The sequence below is a fragment of the Vibrio atlanticus genome (genome assembly GCF_024347315.1).
In the GTDB taxonomy this organism is placed as follows: Bacteria; Pseudomonadota; Gammaproteobacteria; order Enterobacterales; family Vibrionaceae; genus Vibrio; species Vibrio atlanticus.
Genome location: NZ_AP025461.1, coordinates 896,814 through 916,244 on the forward strand (window position 1 = coordinate 896,814; position 19,431 = coordinate 916,244).

General features: G+C 43.9%; 7 protein-coding genes and 4 pseudogenes. 4 read left to right on the forward strand and 7 right to left on the reverse strand.

All coding sequences use genetic code 11. The features are described 5' to 3' along the window. Positions 1-127 precede the first annotated feature (127 nt). Together OCV30_RS19675 and OCV30_RS19680 are read left to right on the forward strand one after the other, a co-directional pair. Positions 128-286 (forward strand): SIR2 family NAD-dependent protein deacylase, encoded by a 159-nt coding sequence (locus OCV30_RS19675; protein ID WP_017101689.1) that lies wholly within the window; start codon positions 128-130, stop codon positions 284-286. 432 nt (positions 287-718) lie between these two features. After that, positions 719-1,259: pseudogene (locus tag OCV30_RS19680) on the forward strand (transposase). Positions 1,260-1,306: 47 nt separating this feature from the next. Here OCV30_RS19680 and OCV30_RS19685 read toward each other — a convergent pair. Then, positions 1,307-2,005 (reverse strand): hypothetical protein, encoded by a 699-nt coding sequence (locus OCV30_RS19685; RefSeq protein ID WP_017100276.1) that lies wholly within the window; start codon positions 2,003-2,005, stop codon positions 1,307-1,309. 373 nt (positions 2,006-2,378) lie between these two features. Between OCV30_RS19685 and OCV30_RS19690 the strand changes: the two genes are divergently transcribed. After that, a complete protein-coding gene (locus OCV30_RS19690; RefSeq protein ID WP_065679953.1) occupies positions 2,379-3,287 on the forward strand; it encodes an IS5 family transposase in 909 nt (302 codons plus the stop codon). 120 nt (positions 3,288-3,407) lie between these two features. On the opposite strand, the pseudogene OCV30_RS19695 reads toward OCV30_RS19690, so the two are convergent. The 6 genes and pseudogenes from OCV30_RS19695 to OCV30_RS19720 form a co-directional block, all read right to left on the reverse strand. Continuing rightward, a pseudogene (locus OCV30_RS19695) lies at positions 3,408-3,951 on the reverse strand (IS6 family transposase). A gap of 261 nt (positions 3,952-4,212) precedes the next feature. Next, positions 4,213-5,613 (reverse strand): cytochrome P450, encoded by a 1,401-nt coding sequence (locus OCV30_RS19700; RefSeq protein ID WP_017104229.1) that lies wholly within the window; start codon positions 5,611-5,613, stop codon positions 4,213-4,215. Between the two features lie 158 nt (positions 5,614-5,771). Further along, on the reverse strand, positions 5,772-5,954 hold the full coding sequence (locus OCV30_RS19705; protein WP_235447484.1) for a hypothetical protein: 183 nt from the start codon (positions 5,952-5,954) through the stop codon (positions 5,772-5,774). A gap of 57 nt (positions 5,955-6,011) precedes the next feature. Further along, positions 6,012-6,620 (reverse strand): annotated as a pseudogene (locus tag OCV30_RS19710) (carotenoid biosynthesis protein); the annotation flags it as partial. Positions 6,621-6,850: 230 nt separating this feature from the next. Further along, positions 6,851-7,436: pseudogene (locus OCV30_RS19715) on the reverse strand (IS6 family transposase). A gap of 260 nt (positions 7,437-7,696) precedes the next feature. Further along, entirely contained in the window at positions 7,697-18,724 is an 11,028-nt protein-coding gene (locus OCV30_RS19720) for a VCBS domain-containing protein (RefSeq protein ID WP_065679954.1), read from the reverse strand. Positions 18,725-18,957: 233 nt separating this feature from the next. Here OCV30_RS19720 and OCV30_RS19725 point away from each other — a divergent pair, with 233 nt between their 5' ends. Next, on the forward strand, positions 18,958-19,422 hold the full coding sequence (locus OCV30_RS19725) for a hypothetical protein (RefSeq protein ID WP_065679955.1): 465 nt from the start codon (positions 18,958-18,960) through the stop codon (positions 19,420-19,422). Positions 19,423-19,431 lie beyond the last annotated feature (9 nt).

The following is a 19,431-nucleotide window of genomic DNA, read 5'->3' on the forward strand; positions in this document are numbered from 1 at the left end:
GTTGTCTTATCTTCTTGTTGCATAACCAAGTATCAATGCTTTACTACCAATGACTGTATTATATTGATAAAATACCGCGAAACTCCAGAAAGTTGGTAATTATGATAGACAATAACGTACCCAAACTATGAAAGTGATTATTTTATCAGGTGCTGGGCTTTCTGTTCCTTCAGAACTGCCTGCATATGAAGATATTAAAAATACACCTGAATACCAAGCATTCCAAGGAGCTTCACCTTGTGAAGTATTGGCTCTTGTAAAGAAAATTCGGCATCAATATGAATAATTTTTGCCGAATCGAGCACATTACGAATGTATGTATCTCGAAACATATTGTCAATCACTAGGAGTTGAGTTTCTACATTACACTTTAAATATTGATGACTTAATTGAGAAAGCTGGAGGGAGTGCGGTACATCTTCATGGTTGTATAAATGAACCAGACAGTATCGTTCAATGCAAAGATGTCCCTTGTGTAGACCTTTTCAATATTGAGTGGGAAGTAAACGATCTCCTAATAGTACTTGGTGTTAGTAACAATGGTTTTCCTTTAGCTGCATTAGAGGCAAATGCTTTGGCGTCTGGAGCTAAATTTGTAAACTACAACATTGTTTCTAATAGTGAAACTAGGGCGTGTTGATCTTTCGTGAATGTTTTTTGAACAGCATGGTAAAGAGTTATAATTTGCTTCGCCAAAAGTAAAACCATAACCAATACCATGCCAAGAACAATGCTAACTGATAGGGTTCGCTGGGAACTGATACTCCAAGTTATGAAAAGTACAGGTCGTATTTACGATAAAACTGAACATCGAATGACATTTGAAGGAATACTTTATCGAATGAGAACAGGTATTCCTTGGCGAGATCTACCCTCTGAGTTCGGAGAGTGGACTGCCGATTTGCTTTGATTTATCAGAGGGACAACGCCACGATATAGTGCATGCCGAAAGCTTAGTTGAGCAACTCGATGAAGTTAATACCATCGTTTGTGATAAAGGATGTGACAGCGAACCTTTCCGTACTTTTGTTAAGGAACGTGGCGGAGAAACGGTAATTGCTAAACGCAATTACGGACAAGATATAGACAAAGACAGTATGGATTGGTGTCTATACAAGTATCGTCACTTGGTCGAAAATGCCTTTGGGAGAATTAAACATTATCGAGCTATTTCAAGTAGATATGACAAGCTAGAAAGGAATTATGCCAGCATGTTATCGCTGGCATTCATGTTAATGTGGCTACCGATGTATTGTTGAACGCGAAATGTACAGCAAAGATCAACACGCCCTAGTTAATGACCAATTTAGTTCGTTGGAGCATTTCCATACAAAATACCCGTGTCATTACCTAACACCCCTGCAATGTAATCTTTACCGTTGTGCTTAACCGTTAAGAAAACCCCGTTGTAACTGCCATTTAGCGCTGATTGCGAGCAAGAAACGGCACTTGCGTTATCTGCATTAAAGTAAGATCCATTACGAACCAATTTACCTGTAATTGTACAAACGCCATTAACGACATATGAACCATCTGCGTTAATCGTCCACGTACTACCATCTGTTGTATTGGTATGAGTACCGGTGATTTGGGCAAGAGCTAATGAGTCAGTTGTTTTATTCATTGAGTAAACAAGGTTTGACCCGCTAACAACGGCTGTTAGAGTTGCAATATTGTTTGTAAATTTAGCATGCATTAACTGAATTCTTTCTTTCACAAAAACATTGTTGCTAGTAAAAGATAGACCTCTAGTTGTCATCGATGTTTCTGTCGTGGTCGCACTATCAACAAAGTAAACGCTGTTGTTCGCGAAGTCACCCACAATTAGGTTGTTCTTAGATCGCTTTGAGTCAACAAGCATGACGGTCAAGTCAGTCGGGTTAACGTATAGGCCATTACCACTAAACGTTTTTACTGTTGCACTCGGTGCCGCTGACGAACCACCGCCACAACCTACAAGTACTACTGAAGCGAAAACACCTAAAATGAAGCCTTTGTTTTTCATTGTGATTACTCTTTATTATGTATAAAGATCTTATCATATCTAAAAATAATAAATCCCGCAAAGTTGCGAGAGAACCGGCGACGCTGACGGATCCCCTCATATTTTCCCTAGTCCTGCATTGTGTGTGAGCCTTTGATATTCGAACATGATCTGCACCATCAATACTGGACGTTACGTTAAGCGACTTTGTCATTACGTTAACTACGGACTAGGTGATATAAAGGTATGAATCAGTTAGTTGATACTTAACGGTGTACTCTTAAGAACTAAAGTTTTTAATTTTCCACTCTTGGAAGGCGTTGTTGCCTAAATCAGTTGAACCTTTTTCGAGTCTTGCGATCTGATCCTTTATGATGGTTAGAGCGGTGGTGACATGGGTAAGGCAAAAAAGAAGATAACTAACTGGGCGGAGTACAATAAGGCTCTGTGCAAACGGGGCTCGGTTACGTTCTGGATAGATGATTCAGCCGTAGATGCATGGCGATGCAAAGCCCATCATGGTAAGCGTGGTAGAGGCTTCCAGTACTCTGATACAGCGATTGAAACTGCATTGATGATTAAGGGGATATTCTCTCTACCATTGCGGGCTCTTCAAGGTTTTATCGACTCTATCTTTGAGCTACTGGAGGTTCCACTGACGCCCCCTGACTACACGTGTATCAGCAAACGCTCGAAGACAGTTCAGGTCAAATATCATAACAAATCCAGAGGAGCTATTCGCCATATCGCTATTGACTCGACTGGTCTCAAAGTCTTTGGCGAAGGTGAGTGGAAGGTGAAAAAGCACGGCGCCGAAAAACGCAGAACTTGGCGCAAACTGCACTTAGCCGTTGATGTAGAAACTCATGAGGCCATTAGTGCAGAAGTCAGTCTTGTAAGTGTTGGCGATAGCGAAGTGCTGCCAACATTACTCAACCCTTTACGTAGAAAGGTAGATACCGTATCTGCTGATGGAGCGTATGACACAAAAAGTTGCTATGAGACCCTGCAAAATAAGGGCAGTACGCCGTTGATACCGCCTCGAAAGAATGCGGCGCTTTGGGAAGAAGGGCATCCCAGAAATGAAGCAGTAAAGGCTTTGAAAAACGGAACAATAGCGGAGTGGAAATCTGAGTCGGGTTATCACTATCGCTCAATATCTGAGACCGCAATGTCTCGATATAAAGGACTAACCAGCGGTAAATTGAGCTTGAGATGTTATAACGCTCAAGTGGGAGAAATCATGGCGAATGTCAAAGCTATAAACAAAGTCATAGGACTAGGTATGCCTGTTCGAAGCTAACGGTGAGTCAAATATGGCGTCGTTGGTCTTTAAACCGATTTGATCAACAACGCCGTCGTATTGACTAAAAAGCATGCGAAACGGGGTGCCTCTATCTCCATTGAATTACGCAACAAAGCCTTATCGACCACAGCTCCACCCCAGGCACTGATTTATTTTACTTTTCACTTTTCGATGACTTTGCTCAACTATATTGTTCAGATATTTAATTTGACACACTTCAATCAAGTTGAGTATTTTTCCCATCAGCCAGAGTTGAACATTGACATTATGCAACGCTAACGCGTTGGCACCACTCTTATCGCTAACCACTTTTCCTGGTAAACCATTATAGCAGATTGCCTTGGTAAAGAAGGCGCGAGCCGCTTTCTCATCACGGCGTTTGCAGAGTGAAAAATCAATGAAATGACCGTGCTTCTAACGACTCGAGAGTAATATTTCCACTGACCTTTGACGTTAATGTACGTCTCGTCCATTCACCACGAAGAAGCGACTGGCTTCTTTATTTACGTGCCTGGTGCTCAAGCAGGGGAGCGTATTTAATGACCCAACGGTTCAATGTTGAGTGGTCAACACTGAGGCCGCGCTTAGCTAACAGCTCTTCAATTTCACGGTAGCTCAGTTTGTAGGAAATATAGTAACGAACGGACTGCAGTATGATCAGAACCTACCACCCTTGTTCGCGACAACCCCCCTAGGAGAAGGCAATGCCAACCTCACTTGAGAAGAAGAGATTTGAGTTCCATAATAAGATCGTTTGCGGGATAATTATCGATTAAAGAACAAAAGTCTTCTTCTAATTGAAGATATTTAAAAGCACGATGTCTCAAATTCCGTCTATCTTCTTCACCAAGCCACTTACTTTGGATAAAGGTACACTTTAATTCCAGCTTTAGGTCATCCATATGCTGTCCTTCTTGCCCAGTTAAAGTTTGATATTCCTCTTGTCAGCATCAGCAACTTTTTTAATTTTGACTTTAAATCCAACAGGCGACATGGTGAACGCGAACTGTTCGAACACATCTTCAGGAGCTTGCTGAGGCTCTAACGTAAATTCATTAAATAAAGAATGAAACGCCAATTTTATTTCCATAATAGCGAGTGAACGACCCGGACAAAGCCTTGCCCCCCCGCCAAATGGTTGAAGGTTCGAAAATGACGCCCCTTTTTTATTTATCCAACGATTAGGATCGAACGACATTGGATCTTCAAACAAATCGGGATCAAAACCGTTAGCATGCAGTATTACGAAAACAGGCGTGCCTTTTTTTATTTCAAAATCACCAAGATAAGTATCTTTTGTCGGCTCTAGGTAAAGCTGAGGAGCCACAGGTTTAAGGCGCATCGCTTCATACATAATTGCTGTCATGTAGGGAACCCGAGGGATCGGCCACTCTAATACAGAAGCTTCTCCCAGATCAGCCAGTTCACTTTGTAAAGCTTGCTCGCTACCTTGGTTTCCACTCACAAGAAACGCCATCCAAGCAAGAGTGTTTGCTGTGGTATCTTCCCCTGCTAATAACAGAGTAATGGCGTTCGCTAGAATATCTCGATCAGTCAGTGATGTATCCAATTCTTGTTCCAGCAGCATTATTTGAAGCATATTTTCTGGCGACTCTCTAAGTTCAGGACACTCAGCCAAACGCGTGCGCTGCTTATCAATACAAGTCGACACAAAATGACCGATCTCTTCTAAACTTGCATCGAACTGAGTATCTTTCTTGGTTTTGAAAAATCGCCATAAAGGAATAGGAGACTTAGAGCGCTGGCTAATCACAGGAAAGACATGTCGTAAACTTTCTCCAAGAGGAGTGTCTGATTGCTCAATCGAATTAAAGTCTTCACCAAAAGCCAACAATGATGTGACATCTACTGTGTATTTTTTGAATTCGCTAACTAAATCAACGACAGTTCCTGATTCTGATAACTTTTCAAAGTGCTTTCTTAAACGTTCGGTAATCACACTTAACTTAGGGTAAAAATGTTTAAGGTGGCTAGGCTGGAACATAGGCTCAGTCAACTTTCTCTGATGTTTCCAACGATCACCTTCTGCAGAAAAAATACCGTTAAGCCCTGCTTCTTCAAACACACTTTCAATGCTTTTCAAACGGCGAAAGTCATCTGGCCTCGATTTTAAAATCGCCTTAATCTGAGAGGGTTCAGAGAGAACCATTACATCCTTCATTCCCAGTTTCAAACGAAAATAAGCACCATATTCATTCACCCAAGACAGCATCTGTTGATGAACATTGGGTTTCTTCAAATAACTCACATGCCCCAAAATCCCCGATTTAGGAGGCATTGGAAGCTGTTCAATTTTCTGCATTTGTATTACCTTAACTTGATCTGAATGCTATGAATAGGAGGTGCTGAGAGCGGCTTAGCATGCTTGTTATCGTAATACGAAACTTTGGTTGTGATACAACGCTAGCGCGTGTAAACAATGTGAGTACCGTATTGTGTGAACTAAAGAACTCTTGTCGCTCAGAGCGAGTGACTGCGGTGTCGGTAGATCTTATAGATAGATTGGATACCGATTGGCAGCATAGTAAAGATACCAATAAGCATCACACTTCCATAAATGTCTTTTGAGCTAAAAATTTCGCCATGCAAAGTGGCGACATCAAGGTTGTCTTTGAACAAGAAGCAAAGGATGTATTTTGACATTATGGTAACGTAAATGATTGAGGGCAGGTATAAGTAACCATGGGGCGGGATTTGCTTCAAATGTACTTTATCGTTGTAGCACCATAATGAGAAAGGCAAATAAAAGGTAAATACGCATAAAAACCACCCAAAGAAATTACTTAACGGAACGCCAAAATACACACCACGATCGGTCCAGACCCACAGCGATTTGATGAGCGAATTCACAGGATCCATAACGACATCCCATGAAACCATTACAAATGAGGCAGTAAGAGAGATGATGATTGCTTTACTTTTCGTTTGTATCGGTTTATCAAACTGATTAAGAAGGATGGTTGATATAAACCAAGAGACATAACCCAAACTGAAGTAGGTCGGCATGATTGCTAATGGGACGTCAAATATTTTAATTCCTAGTCGGTCAGAATAATAATAGTGACCGAAAGGAAATCCACTTGAAATACTAACGCTTTCGTAGAAAACACTGACAACGAAGACTAATAGAAAGAAACATGACATTTTCTTTATACCGCAATAGACACTACCGTGTAATATTGCAAACGGGAACAAAATTAGTGGAGTAAATACGCTCGATATATGTAAGTCGGTATAACCTCGAAGAAATGAATAAACAATATAAATAATGGTGATTGCAAGCAAGAATAAAGGTGCTCTAGGCTTCATATACTACTCTTATTTTTGAAACTAAAAGTCATGATAACGATTAGGCAAGATGAATAATGGTGCTAATCAATTGATATCAAATAGACGATAATAATAAAGCGGGACAGAATATCATGAAAAGTTTGTTGCCTGGTCTAATCAGTGGCTTTGATGTAATGTGATCTGTACCATTAATACGGTTGTGTCGCAAAGTTATGACGAAGTACAAGTGTACAGATCTTCAGATGCAATTAGGCTGCTAGGGCGTAAAATTGCTCCCAAGCAGATAAGCCTTCAGGATTATCGAGCTGTTCACTTTTAATTATCGACCACAGTTCCACGCCTGCCAGGGTGGAACTGGCTCCCTCATCTGATTTCCCATCAGCCAGAGTTAAACATTGACATTATGTAACGCTAACGCGTTGGCACCACTCTTATCGCTAACCACTTTTCCTAGTAAACCCTTATAGCAGATTGCCTTGGCAAAGAAGGCGCGAGCCGTTTTCTCATCACGGCGTTTGCAGAGTAAAAAATCAATGAAATGACCGTGCTTCTCAACGACTCGATAGTAATATTTCCACTGACATTTGACGTTAATGTATGTCTCGTCCATTCGCCACGCAGACGCGACTGGCTTCTTTATTTACGTGCCTGGTGCTCAAGCAGGGGAGCGTATTTAATGATCCAACGGTTCAATGTTGAGTGGTCAACACTGATGCCGTGCTCAGCTAACACCTCTTTAATTTCACGGTAGCTCAGCTTGTAGGAAACATAGTAACGAACGGACTGTAGTCTGATCTCAGAAGGAAAGTGACGGCCAGTAAACTTAATAGTCATAATGTTAAAGCTGAAGAATGTTGAGGGGTGATCATAACCTACCCCCTTGTTTGCGACACAACCCCTGTTTCTTGTGATTAAAATTTGCCGCCACTATATCGCCATTCGGGTACTGGAAGTAAGCATAACTCCATGATTTTTCGTTACATTAAGTTAGCTTTGAGATTATAGGTTATAACTGAAATTTAAAAGAGAATAGAAATAAAAAGGAACACTAAATAGTGTTCCTTTTTTGGTTTTAGTGATTGGCATTTTATGCGTTAACTATTTGGATCAATGTCCGGTAACCCATCGATATCGTTGTGGTGGTGGTGCTCATCATCTTGGTTATGGTTGATGTTTGCATCATGGTGTTCCAGCGCGTCTGACATATCCAAGTGCGCTTGGTCATGTGTTGCTGCATCTGGTTGGTCGACTTGTGCAAGTACGATATCCATATCCGCAGGTTGATCGTGAACCGTTGTCGATGTCGCATCGGGTTTAATGCCCAATGCATCCAGATAAGCGGCTGCACCATGGTGACTGCTTTTCTGATCGGGTTCTTGATGGGTCTGCTGGGTTAAATCTAGATTGCTATCATCGCTTAGTGTGACCGTAAAGTCGGCTTGCGAAGCCATGTCTGGCTCGTCATGTTGAACAGGAGGCGGTGGCGGTGGAGCAGGGTGCGATGTATGGACTAAAGGTGTGATCGTCATATCAACCACTTCAGTTCCAACTGTCAGCTTTCCACTATTTCCTGGCCCATGACTGAGTATCTGGATGTTCACATGGGCGACCACTTCATCTTGATTTGACCCTTGTAATGCTACTTCAAATTTATCTTCGTGTTGACCGATACCTGAAGCGCTGCCATGTGGGCCCGTATGAACCTGAGCTTGCTCTTGGTAATGTAAGTGGCCGGTTTGAGGGTCAATGGTTAATGTTCCATATTGCCCATGGTGGCTGGTGACATATTGTCCATTAGGTAAATGGATTCGCCAACCGCTTTGTGCTGTTGGTACCGGAGTTAACGATGGTAATAGTGGTGGCACCCCAAGTGTGCCAGACACTTGGTGGCTTCCCGATGGCGGTCTGACAATAATTGGTTCAGGAATAGCGCTTGCAGCAAAACCTTGGCTACCTGCGGTATTACCGTGTTCGTCAGTCATTGTTGCTTGTACATTAGAACCCGGATGAACTTCAATTTGTATTCCGTGCTGTAGAGTATGAGCATCTAATACATGATCCTGACCGTTAACGACAAGATGCTCACCGATTTTGGCATCACCAGGAGGCGTAACGGTTGCAGTGATCGTGTTTGCTTGTCCTCGGGCGATTTCAGCTTTGCTGTATAAGTTGTCTGCCCCTGCGTTTTCAAAGGTAATCGTAGGAACGCTAACCTGTGTATCGACTTGGTAAGTAACATCTGCAGTGGCATGAGCGCTATTACCTGCGGTATCTGTTACCGCTACTGATGCCTCTATTTTTTGGTCAGCATCGGCAATGAGTTCACTGCCAGGTACGGCAATTGAATAGTGTCCTTTTGCATCGACCACGCCAGTATGCTGTGTCCCATTTACATCTAAAGTCACAATGTCGCCTGCATTATAATCGCCAGAAACGGATCCGGTGATGTCAATGGAGCTGTTGGATTCTTGAGCATTTATCACATTGTCGGCGGTAATTGGGTCTGTTTGAATACCGACGTGTACTTGTGTATCTATATGGACGGAAAGAAGCGAAGAGGTAGCCGGTAGCACTGACGAAGGAGCCAATGCTTTGGCGGATAGATTATGATCGCCATCGGTTAAGCTATCGACCACTACGCTATATTGACCTGAAGCATTAGATACCGCATGTCCAATAGGTTTTGAACCATCGTATATCGTCACTTGAGAATATGGAATATCGGTGTGTCCGTTAATCGTTGGGGTAGTGTCGTTGGTCAGGTTGTCAGTTTGCGATGAACCTGAATCGCTTGTTGACGCGAGATCCAGAGTAACGGTGTTCGTTGGCGCGACGTTAGTGCCTGAAGGCAAGGTTGGTTGCGTCGCAGTTACCACAGGTTGGTGCGGAACAGTCGTCGAGGTGACTAAGCTACCCGTTGGTGACATGGTGACATGTCCCGAGGCATCAAAGGTGATGAATTTCGAATCTTCCGTATGGCCGTCACTGACTTTTACTTCGAATACATCGACACCATGATAGGAGTTGGTGGCAGAGTTATAACTCATTCCTGTGATAGACGTATTTGGTGTGTAGACGTAGTCACCAGTATTTGGATCTACCGACAATGAACCGAATTGCCCTGTTGAGCTGACGACAGAGAACATATGAGTGTCATTAACGTCTACATCTGTCTCTGTTAATGTACCTGCTGTTGATGATGTTTGGTTAACGCCGAGAATCGGTGCGTCATTGGTTCCGGTAATGGTAACCACGATATCATGGTGCGTGCCATCTGCAGATTGAACCGTGATGGTTTCAGTGTCTGTCTGACCTTCGCCAAGCTGTTGAACGATTGGGTGTTTGTTGTAAAGGTCGTAAGTCCAGTGACCATTACTATCAATGTGTGCATGCCCATAACCTTTACTTCCTACTATCCCAGCACCACCTTGAACGGCAATAAAGCCTGTAGTTCCATCTGGATCGCTAGATGTCAACGTACCTGACGCTTGAAGTGTCATGTCTTCTTGAGCTACCCCTGTGGAATCGCCTCCGAATGTTGCTGGGTCGGCGGCATTAGCAATGTTAATGAATATTGACCCTTCTTTTGAATCAGCTTGGCCATCGTTTGCGGTAAATTGCACCGCACCCAGCCCGCTGACACCAGAACTAAAATAGTTGTGAGTTGGGGTGAAGATGAGTGATGAAACGTCGGAGGCGCTGACGTCATCACCAACATTCACTGTGGCGCCATTCAGCGATAACACGCCATGGGCGACATTGGTAATCGTGATGTGGTTTAACGCATCTCCATCAATATCAGAATATTTAAAGTCTGCGGTGGTGAACGCATGAGGCTTATCTTCTAAAGAACTAATAAAACTCGATCCAACGATAGGTGCATCATTGACTGCATTGACATCCACTACCATCGTTGCGCTTGCCGAATTTTTATGGCCATCATTCGCAGTAAATGTAAATTGCGCATAGTTGGCGCCGTTTTCATTATTGCTCGGCGTGAAAGTTAAATGGCCTGCGTCTAAGTCAGCCTTGCTGATTTGCTGGTTGGCGGTTACGGCGTTACCGTTTAAAAGTAATAATCCATGACTCGGTAAGCTGCTAATAGTCACGAACTGTAACGCATCGCCATCTTGATCACTGTAACCAAATTCACTGGTCGTAATGGTTCTGGTGATGTCTTCATTTGTAGAAACGGTTTGCCCTGTCACCGTTGGCGCATGTTGTAGAGGAGGGGTGACTTCAATAGAGAGAGAGTTTTGAGAAGAGTCTCCTATTGGGTTACCGCCATCATCGCCGACGCGATAAACCATACTTGGCACTTTACCTGTAAAGCCAGCTTCCGGGGTGAAGGTATAATGACCATTCGCTTCGATCGCGAGTGTACCGATACCGGCCATAGTATGTGGTTGCCCCGGCCTTACCGCGACATAACCTGACACCGGGTCTTTTATTTGAATATCTTGCAACACCAGATGTGCGTTGGAATCGGTGTCTGTTGCTGCACCACTCAATCCTTGATCCGTCCCAGAGCCAGTAAGTAGATTCCCTTCAACTGGACCACTATGTTGAACACCAGAATCACTGAGGCTGTGTAGAACAGGATCATCGGTGGTCCCATTAATCGTGACGGTTATTGAATGCTTGGTACCGTCTTTTGATGTGACTTCAATGCTATCTGTGAGTGTTTGTCCATTGTCTAAGTCTTGAATCTGCGTACTCTTGTTGTCTGCTTTATAAACCCATGTCCCAGTACTAGTGATGTCGAAATGACCATAGGTTCCATCCAGAGATATTTTCGGTTGCCCCTTAAGATCTAATGCAGCTTCGCCATGACCATCAGCGTCAGATACAATCAGGTGCCCATGGCAAGAAAGGGCATCTGGAATAGTTGCTGACCCCGTGATATGCGCGTTGTGGTGAATGTTTGTATCTTCTTTTATGCTGCTGGAGTCACCGGCAAATGTGGCGGCATCATTAACTGCTGCAAGGGTTGTGATTGCTCCTGTATGAGTCGTTCCGCCATGCGCATCTGTGACGTCATAGCTAAAATGAACTTGGCCGTTATAGTCTTTGGTTGGAGTAAAAGTGTAGGTGCCGTCTTTGTTATCGACTACAGAGCCGTGATCGACTAACAGATTCTCAATGGAAAGCTTACCTGCGTCATTGGCATCCACGTCGACAGTATTGGCTAATAAATCAGCTTTGGTGAAAGTAAGAGCTGTATCTTCTGTGCCTGTGGAAAGTGTTACTTCAGAACTGATATAAGGTCTATCATTATCACCATGAATGGTAATGACTATGTCTTGCGCAGTACCATCTTTAGAATAAATGGTAATCGTATCTGTTAATTCTTGCCCATCGCCTAATTGATCGATCTTTGTGGCTACGTTTTGTTGGTTACTACCAACGGTAACCTTATAATGCCAATTACCATCGGCATTTAGTATTAATTGACCATAAGTGCCATGGTAGGAGTAGCCTATGCCTTTTGTATCAAATTGTGCTTCGCCAGTGTCTGGGTCAATAATCTCTAACTTGCCATCAGTATATAAAGGGTCATTGGTTAATTTAGCCATCCCAAGCTGTGCGTAGTTTGGTGACCGATCATGATAGGTACCATGCCCTTCATCGACATCGCCCGTTGTCGTTCCAGTGATTACTGCTGTGTCACCAACTGCATCAATATGAAGAGTGTTAGTAGCCTCTTGTGAGTCATCATGCCCATCGTTAACAGTATATTTAAACTGAACATCGCCATTAAAATCTTGCGCAGGAACGAACTGAAGTTTACTGATGTCAGCTGTAGGGATGTGTTGCCCCGCTGTAACATCGTGTCCATCAAGCACAAATTTACCTTGTGTTGCTGATGGTAGATCTGTGATTGCGATGGAATGTAACGTATCGCCTGTGTCGATATCACTGAATCCAAACTGATTGGCTTGCATTTGGTAATGCGTATCTTCAGTGCCATGTGCAAGTGTCGTCGCAGTAATGCTCGGTTGATCGTTGGTGCCTGTCACCGTTATTGTTATATCGTGGGCAGTGTGGTCTGCAGAGTAAACACGATATACAACTTTTTCTACTTCACCTTCAGCTAATGATTGCAAGCGACTATTGGCTACTTCATATCCCCAAGCGCCACTTGGTGTAATGCGTAAAAAACCACCAAAGGGATCGTGAATCGCCTGTTCTCCTAATAACAGATTGACCTGAAAATGGTCTTGCCCTGCATCAGGATCTGTCACACTCAGCAAACCCGATGCAACGACAGGCTGTAATGAACTGTGACCCACATTATGATCTTCAATAATCGTTCCGGTATCACTACCGCTTATAACCGCTTTATCAGCAACTGCACTTAAACTGCTGGTAGCTCCAGTATGAGTGACACCGCCATGTGCATCTTTGACATCATAGGTGAAATGAACTTTACCGTTATAGTCTTTTTCTGGTGTGAAAGTGTATGTACCATTTTGGTTATCTAAAATCGAGCCGTGATCTGGATGAAGGTTTGCTACTGTAAGCAGTCCAGAGTCATTTTTATCGACATCTATTGAATTTTGTAACAGTTGTGCAGCTGTAATGGTTTGTCTTGTATCTTCAGTACCTGCGTTGAGTTGAACTTCTGAAGAGCAATAAGGCCGGTCGTTACTACCATTGATAGTGATGACTATATTATGTGGTGTTCCATCTTTTGTGTGAACGGTGATAGTGTCTGTGAGTGTTTCACCCTCACCTAATTTATCGATAGCGGAGCCTCTGGTTGTGGGCCTTCCACCAATGTGAGTGAGACTTCCAGCATCGGCATAGTAATTCCAATCGCCATTTGGATTTAAAATTAAGTCACCATATGTACCGTGATAGTTATACCCCACATTATTATCAGCAAAGCCAGACTGACCAGAGTCAGGATCAATCACAGATAAATGTCCATTAGCGTTTAGTGTACTAACTCGAAGTGTCGCCATACCGGATTGAGCATGATCTGGTGACATATTATCTCCAGCCGCTTTCTCAGTGACGCTTGCAGTATCTACTCCACCGACCACAGCATTATCATTAGTGCCGTTCACCGTAATGGTGACTTGATGAGGTGTGCCATCGGCTGAATGAACGGTAATGGTATCAGTAGCGGTTGCGCCATTACCTAACGCTTGAACTGCTGGGTTAGTGTTATCTAAGTCGTAGGTCCAAGCGCCATTATCTGTTAGATGTAATGTCCCTAAGGTGCCTTGGATATCAGCATTCGCAAAGTGTGCTTCACCAGTATCGATATCCGTAACGGTCAATATGCCTGAGGTTTGCAGTTGTGTTTCTTCTGTCACTGCGCCAGTAGAACTTCCACCAATTACAGCTGTATCATTAGTACCATTGATGGTTACCACGACATCATGCGTTGTACCGTCTTTCGAAGTCACTTTAATTGTGTCTGTTAACTGCTCACCTTCGCCTAAGGATTGAATCGCTGTTTGAGAATTATCGGCAGAGTAACTCCAGCTCCCATCTTGACTGATCTCCAATTTACCATAATGACCTTGTAGGGCCGTTTTGTTAAATCCATGGGATACAAAACTACCTTCACCTGTATCTATATCGACAATATCTAACTTACCTGTCGCAGTCAGTTCATTACTCTGAGGATTAGCGCTCACATCTTCTTTTAATGCCCCCGTATCGACACCACTAATGACCGGCGTATCATTCGTGCCCGTCACCGTAATCACTAAATCTTTAGTATCTGTTGCACCTACAGAATCGGTCACGGTAACAGGGATAGTGAACGTGCTTATCTCACCTGCTTTAAGGTGTTGGAAGCTTGCATCTGTTGGGTCTAGGTTGTAGCTACCATCTGCATTGAGTGTAAATCCACCCTGTGTTGATGTGGTTGTGAAGGTTGCAGTATCACCCGCATCAATATCCGTTGAGGTGAGTTGACCTGTGACTACTGCACCATCTTCAGTGGCGTTCACTGGCACAATCGGATTAATAACGGGCGCATCGTTTGCCGGTGTTACATCAACATTGATAGTTTGACTGGTTGTCGTATGCCCATCAGTCACTGAAAGAACAACTGAAGCAGGACCATTGTAATTAGCATCAGGCGTAAACACGATTTCACCTTGCGCATTCAGCGAGGCACTACCGTGTGTCGCTGACACACTCGGGGTCAACGTATCCGTCGTATCAATATCCGTTGCATGGAAGGTAATGGTTTTACTGCCATCCTCGGTTACCGTTTGCGTCGCAACAGGGGTGATAACAGGTGCATCATTGGTACCATTGATGGTTACCAAAATAGTTTTCTGTGTGCCATCAACCGAGGTTATTGTTGTCGACTCTGTTAAAGTTTCACCAACACCTAAAGCCTGAACAGCCGCTTGTTTTGAATCTGCGGAAAATAGCCAAATGCCACTTGGTATAAGTGTAAATGAGCCGATCCCGTGGTCGCCAACAATGCCAGATTGCATCGGAAATGTAGCTTCATTCGTATCTACATCGCTAATGAATAGCTTGCCTTGTGTAAGCATGTAGTTTGGGTGAACATTCAACTGATTTGTTAAATCTTGATCTTCGGTAACTGCTCCCGTATTTGTACCAGTAATAACAGCCTTGTCATTAGTTCCATTAACGGCAATGGTCACTTGGTGAGTTGTACCATCTGCTGAAGTAACTGTAATGGTATCGGTTGTTGCAGCGCCTTTACCTAGGGCTTGTACCGTTGGGTTTGTGTTATCTAAATCGTAAGTCCACTGCCCAGCATCGGTTAAATGCAATGTCCCAAGCGAGCCTTTAATATCAGTATTTGAGAAGTGTGCTTCACCGGTATCGGTATCTGTAATAGTCAGCGAGCCTGAGGTTTGTAACTGCGTTTCTTCGGTCACTGCGCCTGCAGAAGTCCCACCAATTACAGCCGTATCATTAGTCCCACTCACCGTAATGGTAATTTGATGCGGCGTACCATCTGCTGAGTTGACAGTAATAGTATCAGTCGCTGTCGCGCTTTTACCTAAGGCTTGAACTTGTGGATTCGTATTATCTAAATCGTAAGTCCAAGTGCCGTTATCAGTTAAATGTAAAGTGCCTAATGTGCCTGCAATATCAGTGTTGGAGAAGTGTGCTTCGCCAGTATCTACGTCAGTGACAGTCAGTGTACCTGACGTCTGAAGTTGAGATTCTTCAGTCACTGCACCAGAGTTTGTCCCGCCAATGATGGCCTTGTCGTTAGTGCCATTAACCGTGATAGTAATTTGATGTGGTGTGCCGTCAGCAGAATGAACAGTAATGGTATCGGTAGCGGTTGTTCCTTTACCTAACGCTTGAACGGTTGGGTTGGTGTTATCTAAGTCGTAAGTCCATGTCCCCGAATTAGTGAGGTGTAAGGTGCCTAAAGTCCCAGCAATATCGGTATTGGAGAAGTGTGCTTGACCGGCATCAACATCAGTCACAGTCAGTGAGCCAGAGGTTTTAAGCTGAGATTCTTCGGTTACCACGCCGGTACTTGTTCCGCTTATCACGGCTTTGTCATTGGTTCCGTTAATCGTGACCTTGATGGTCGAGGATGTGCCATCAATAGACGATACAGTGAAGGTCTCTTCGACCTTATCGCCGACGTTCAATTGATTAAACGCGCTGTTGGCTGTAAAGGCCCAATGACCATTGGCATCAATAGTCAGGTCACCGTTGGTACCTGAAATCGAATCCGGCGTAAACGTATTGTCTGGGTTGTCTACATCGGTACTGGTCAATGTTCCTGATGTCGTTATCGCTTTGTCAGTCTCATCCACACTGACTGTTGCGGTACTGACTGTCGCTGCATCGTTAGTGCCATTAATCGTGACCTTGATCGTCGAAGGGGTGCCATCGATGGACGACACCGTGAAGGTTTCTTCGACCTTATCGCCGACGTTTAATTGGTTAAACGCACCGTTCGCGGTGAACGCCCAATGACCATTAGCATCGATAGTCAGGTCACCGTTGGTGCCTGAAATAGAATCCGGCGTAAACGCATTGTCTGGGTTATCCACGTCAGTACTGGTTAGCGTGCCTGAGGTGGTTACCGCTTTGTCGGTTTCATAGATGGCAACGGTCGCACTGCTGACAGTAGCGGTGTCGTTAGTGCCATTTACTGTGATAGTCACTTGATGCGGCGTGCCATCAGCAGAATGAACGGTGATGGTATCAGTAGCTGTCGAGCCTTTACCTAATGCTTGAACGGTCGGGTTAGTGTTATCAAGATCGTACGTCCAAGAACCAGTATCGGTCAGATGAAGCGTACCAAACGAGCCTGCAATATCGGTACTTCCTGTGGATGAAGTAGCGAAGTGCGCTTCACTGGTATCTACATCCGTTACCGCAAGTGTGCCCGAGGTCTTAAGTTGGGACTCTTCGGTTACCGCGCCGGCACTGGTTCCGCTTATCACGGCTTTATCATTGGTGCCGTTAACGGTAATTGCAATTTGATGAGGAGTGCCGTCGGCGGAGTGGATGGTTATGATGTCTGTTGTCGCAGAGCCTTGACCAAGAGCCTGAACTTGTGGATTTTTATTATCTAGATCGTAGGTCCAATCGCCATTGTCTTTAAGGTGTAAAGTACCCAGTGTCCCCTTGAGGTCGGAATTAGAAAAATGCGCCTCTTTTGAGTCGATATCGGTGATGTTGAGTTGGCCCGAAACCGTTAGGTCTTTATCTTCAGTAACTTGGCTTGAGCCATTACTTGTCCCGATAGCGAAAAACGAACTTGGTGAATTTGCTGTACTACTCGTGATTACCGCATGGTCGTTGGTGCCATTAATCGTAACCGTAACTTGATGTGCTGTGCCATCGGCAGAGTGAACAGTGACGATGTCTGTCGCAGTTGAACCTTGGCCAAGTCTTTGAACTACTGGGCTATTGTTGTCTAAATTGTATGTCCACGCACCGTCTTTGGTGATGCTTAGCGTACCGAAATTGCTAGTTACTTGTGATGCCTGGAAATGATCTTCTCCAAGATCTGAATCTGTTACCGAAAGCTGCCCTTGAACTTGTGTCGTTAAATCTTCAGTTAACGTGCCAGCATCCACACCCGTAATTACGGCATTGTCGTCGTTCCCGCCAATCGTCATATCGATGGTTTGCGGTGTGCCATCTTTGGTGTGAATTGTGAAACTTTCATGCAGTGAAGTGGCTGCGGTTAAAGCTTGAACATTAGAGAGCGAGTTATCAACTTGATACTGCCAATGTCCATCAGCATCGATAGTTAATGAACCATATTTACCTGAGATAACTTCCGGTGTAACCGAACTTTCATTTTGGTCAGGGTCTATGACATCGATTTTGCCGTTCGCATGTAACAAGCCTTGTGAATCAATATTGTGATCTTCTGTTACGACACCTGTTAAGTCTCCAGAAATACTTGGCGTGTCTTGCTTACCTGTTACCGGTATCTGAACAATGATGCTCGAGCCATTAGATAGGTGTAACGCAAAATGGTCAGTACCTGGTTGGTGCTGATTCAACAGTATGTATTGAGGAGAATTTGGATTCAATACGAATGTGTATTGACCATTTGCATCAACATGAAGCTCTCCGTACGTACCTTTTATGACTTCTGGCATAAAGGTGACGGGTAAAGCGGGCGTCGTAGGCGCATTCGAATGAGTCGGCTGACCGTTACTTCCTGAGGAGATAGTCGGCATCGATACCGAAGGAATGTAATGGACTTGCGGGTGAGAAAGCGTCGATAAATGATGAGAAGGAACCAAGTGAGAGCTCGAACCATGGGCGGCATGACTTGCACTTAAGGTGGAGTTTACGTCGTTGTCACTCGTTTGAGCCTCTTGATGAGCAACCGCTGATGAGTCCGCCTTGCTATGGTCATCGGTGACATCTTTTTCGGTCACGTTATTTGCGGTTACTTGATCTGCAGCGTCGCTGGAATTGTCTATACTCTCTGCAGCAGCGTGTTTAGCCAATGATGGCAAAATCATCATGAGTGACTGAAAAAGTGGGATATTCACTTTTAGATGTGAATGCAGTCTGCGCTTCTTTTTTTGTGTTGGTTTCTTTTGCTCTAGCTCGTTACTTTTCTTATTTTTGATTTCTGTATTTTTCTTGTTTGTTTCGACGTTTTTTTTGTTAGCCATTTTTATCATCCGTGAATCGTGGTTGCACTATCTTAAGTAAAATACACAGATAGAGGTTTCGCTAGCTAATTGGATAATTTTTAAAGAAAAAACTGCAAAGTCGAAGAATTATCTCATTTTGATGAAAGAGAGGATGAATACTTTTTCAACGGTCAGGTAAATATCGGCACAATGGCATTGACCTTACCCTAAGGGGAACGTTTATAGTTGCGTTGTAAATTCAAAGGTAAGCTATGACAAACACATTCCGAAAAACTTGGATTATTGTTTTCAGCATCATTGCGATGTTGATGTCTAGCTATGCCTCAAGCTCCTCAGCCTTGATGACTAAAGTAATGATGATGGAAATGGGGTCGAGCAAGTCGGCTTGTTACCACAGCGATACTTCGGTTAATGATTCAATGGCAGGGTGTCATGTGATGAGTGAAGAAGTACACGCTGAAGACTCTAACATGAGTGCCCATGCTTTGATGGCTCAATTCGATATGCCTTCAATGAGCGAAGACGGCAGTCCGATGATGGGTAACCATTGTTCGAGTGCCGATTGCTGTGCCTCAATGTGTTCTGCAAGCCCCTATCCAATTCAGACTGTTCAAGCCGTTGATCAACTTTCCTTTTCATTAGCTCGTTTTCAATCGGTCACGATTGGCCAGAAAGTCGCACGCGCTCAATCTTTGCTACGCCCACCTTCCGCATAAATCTATATC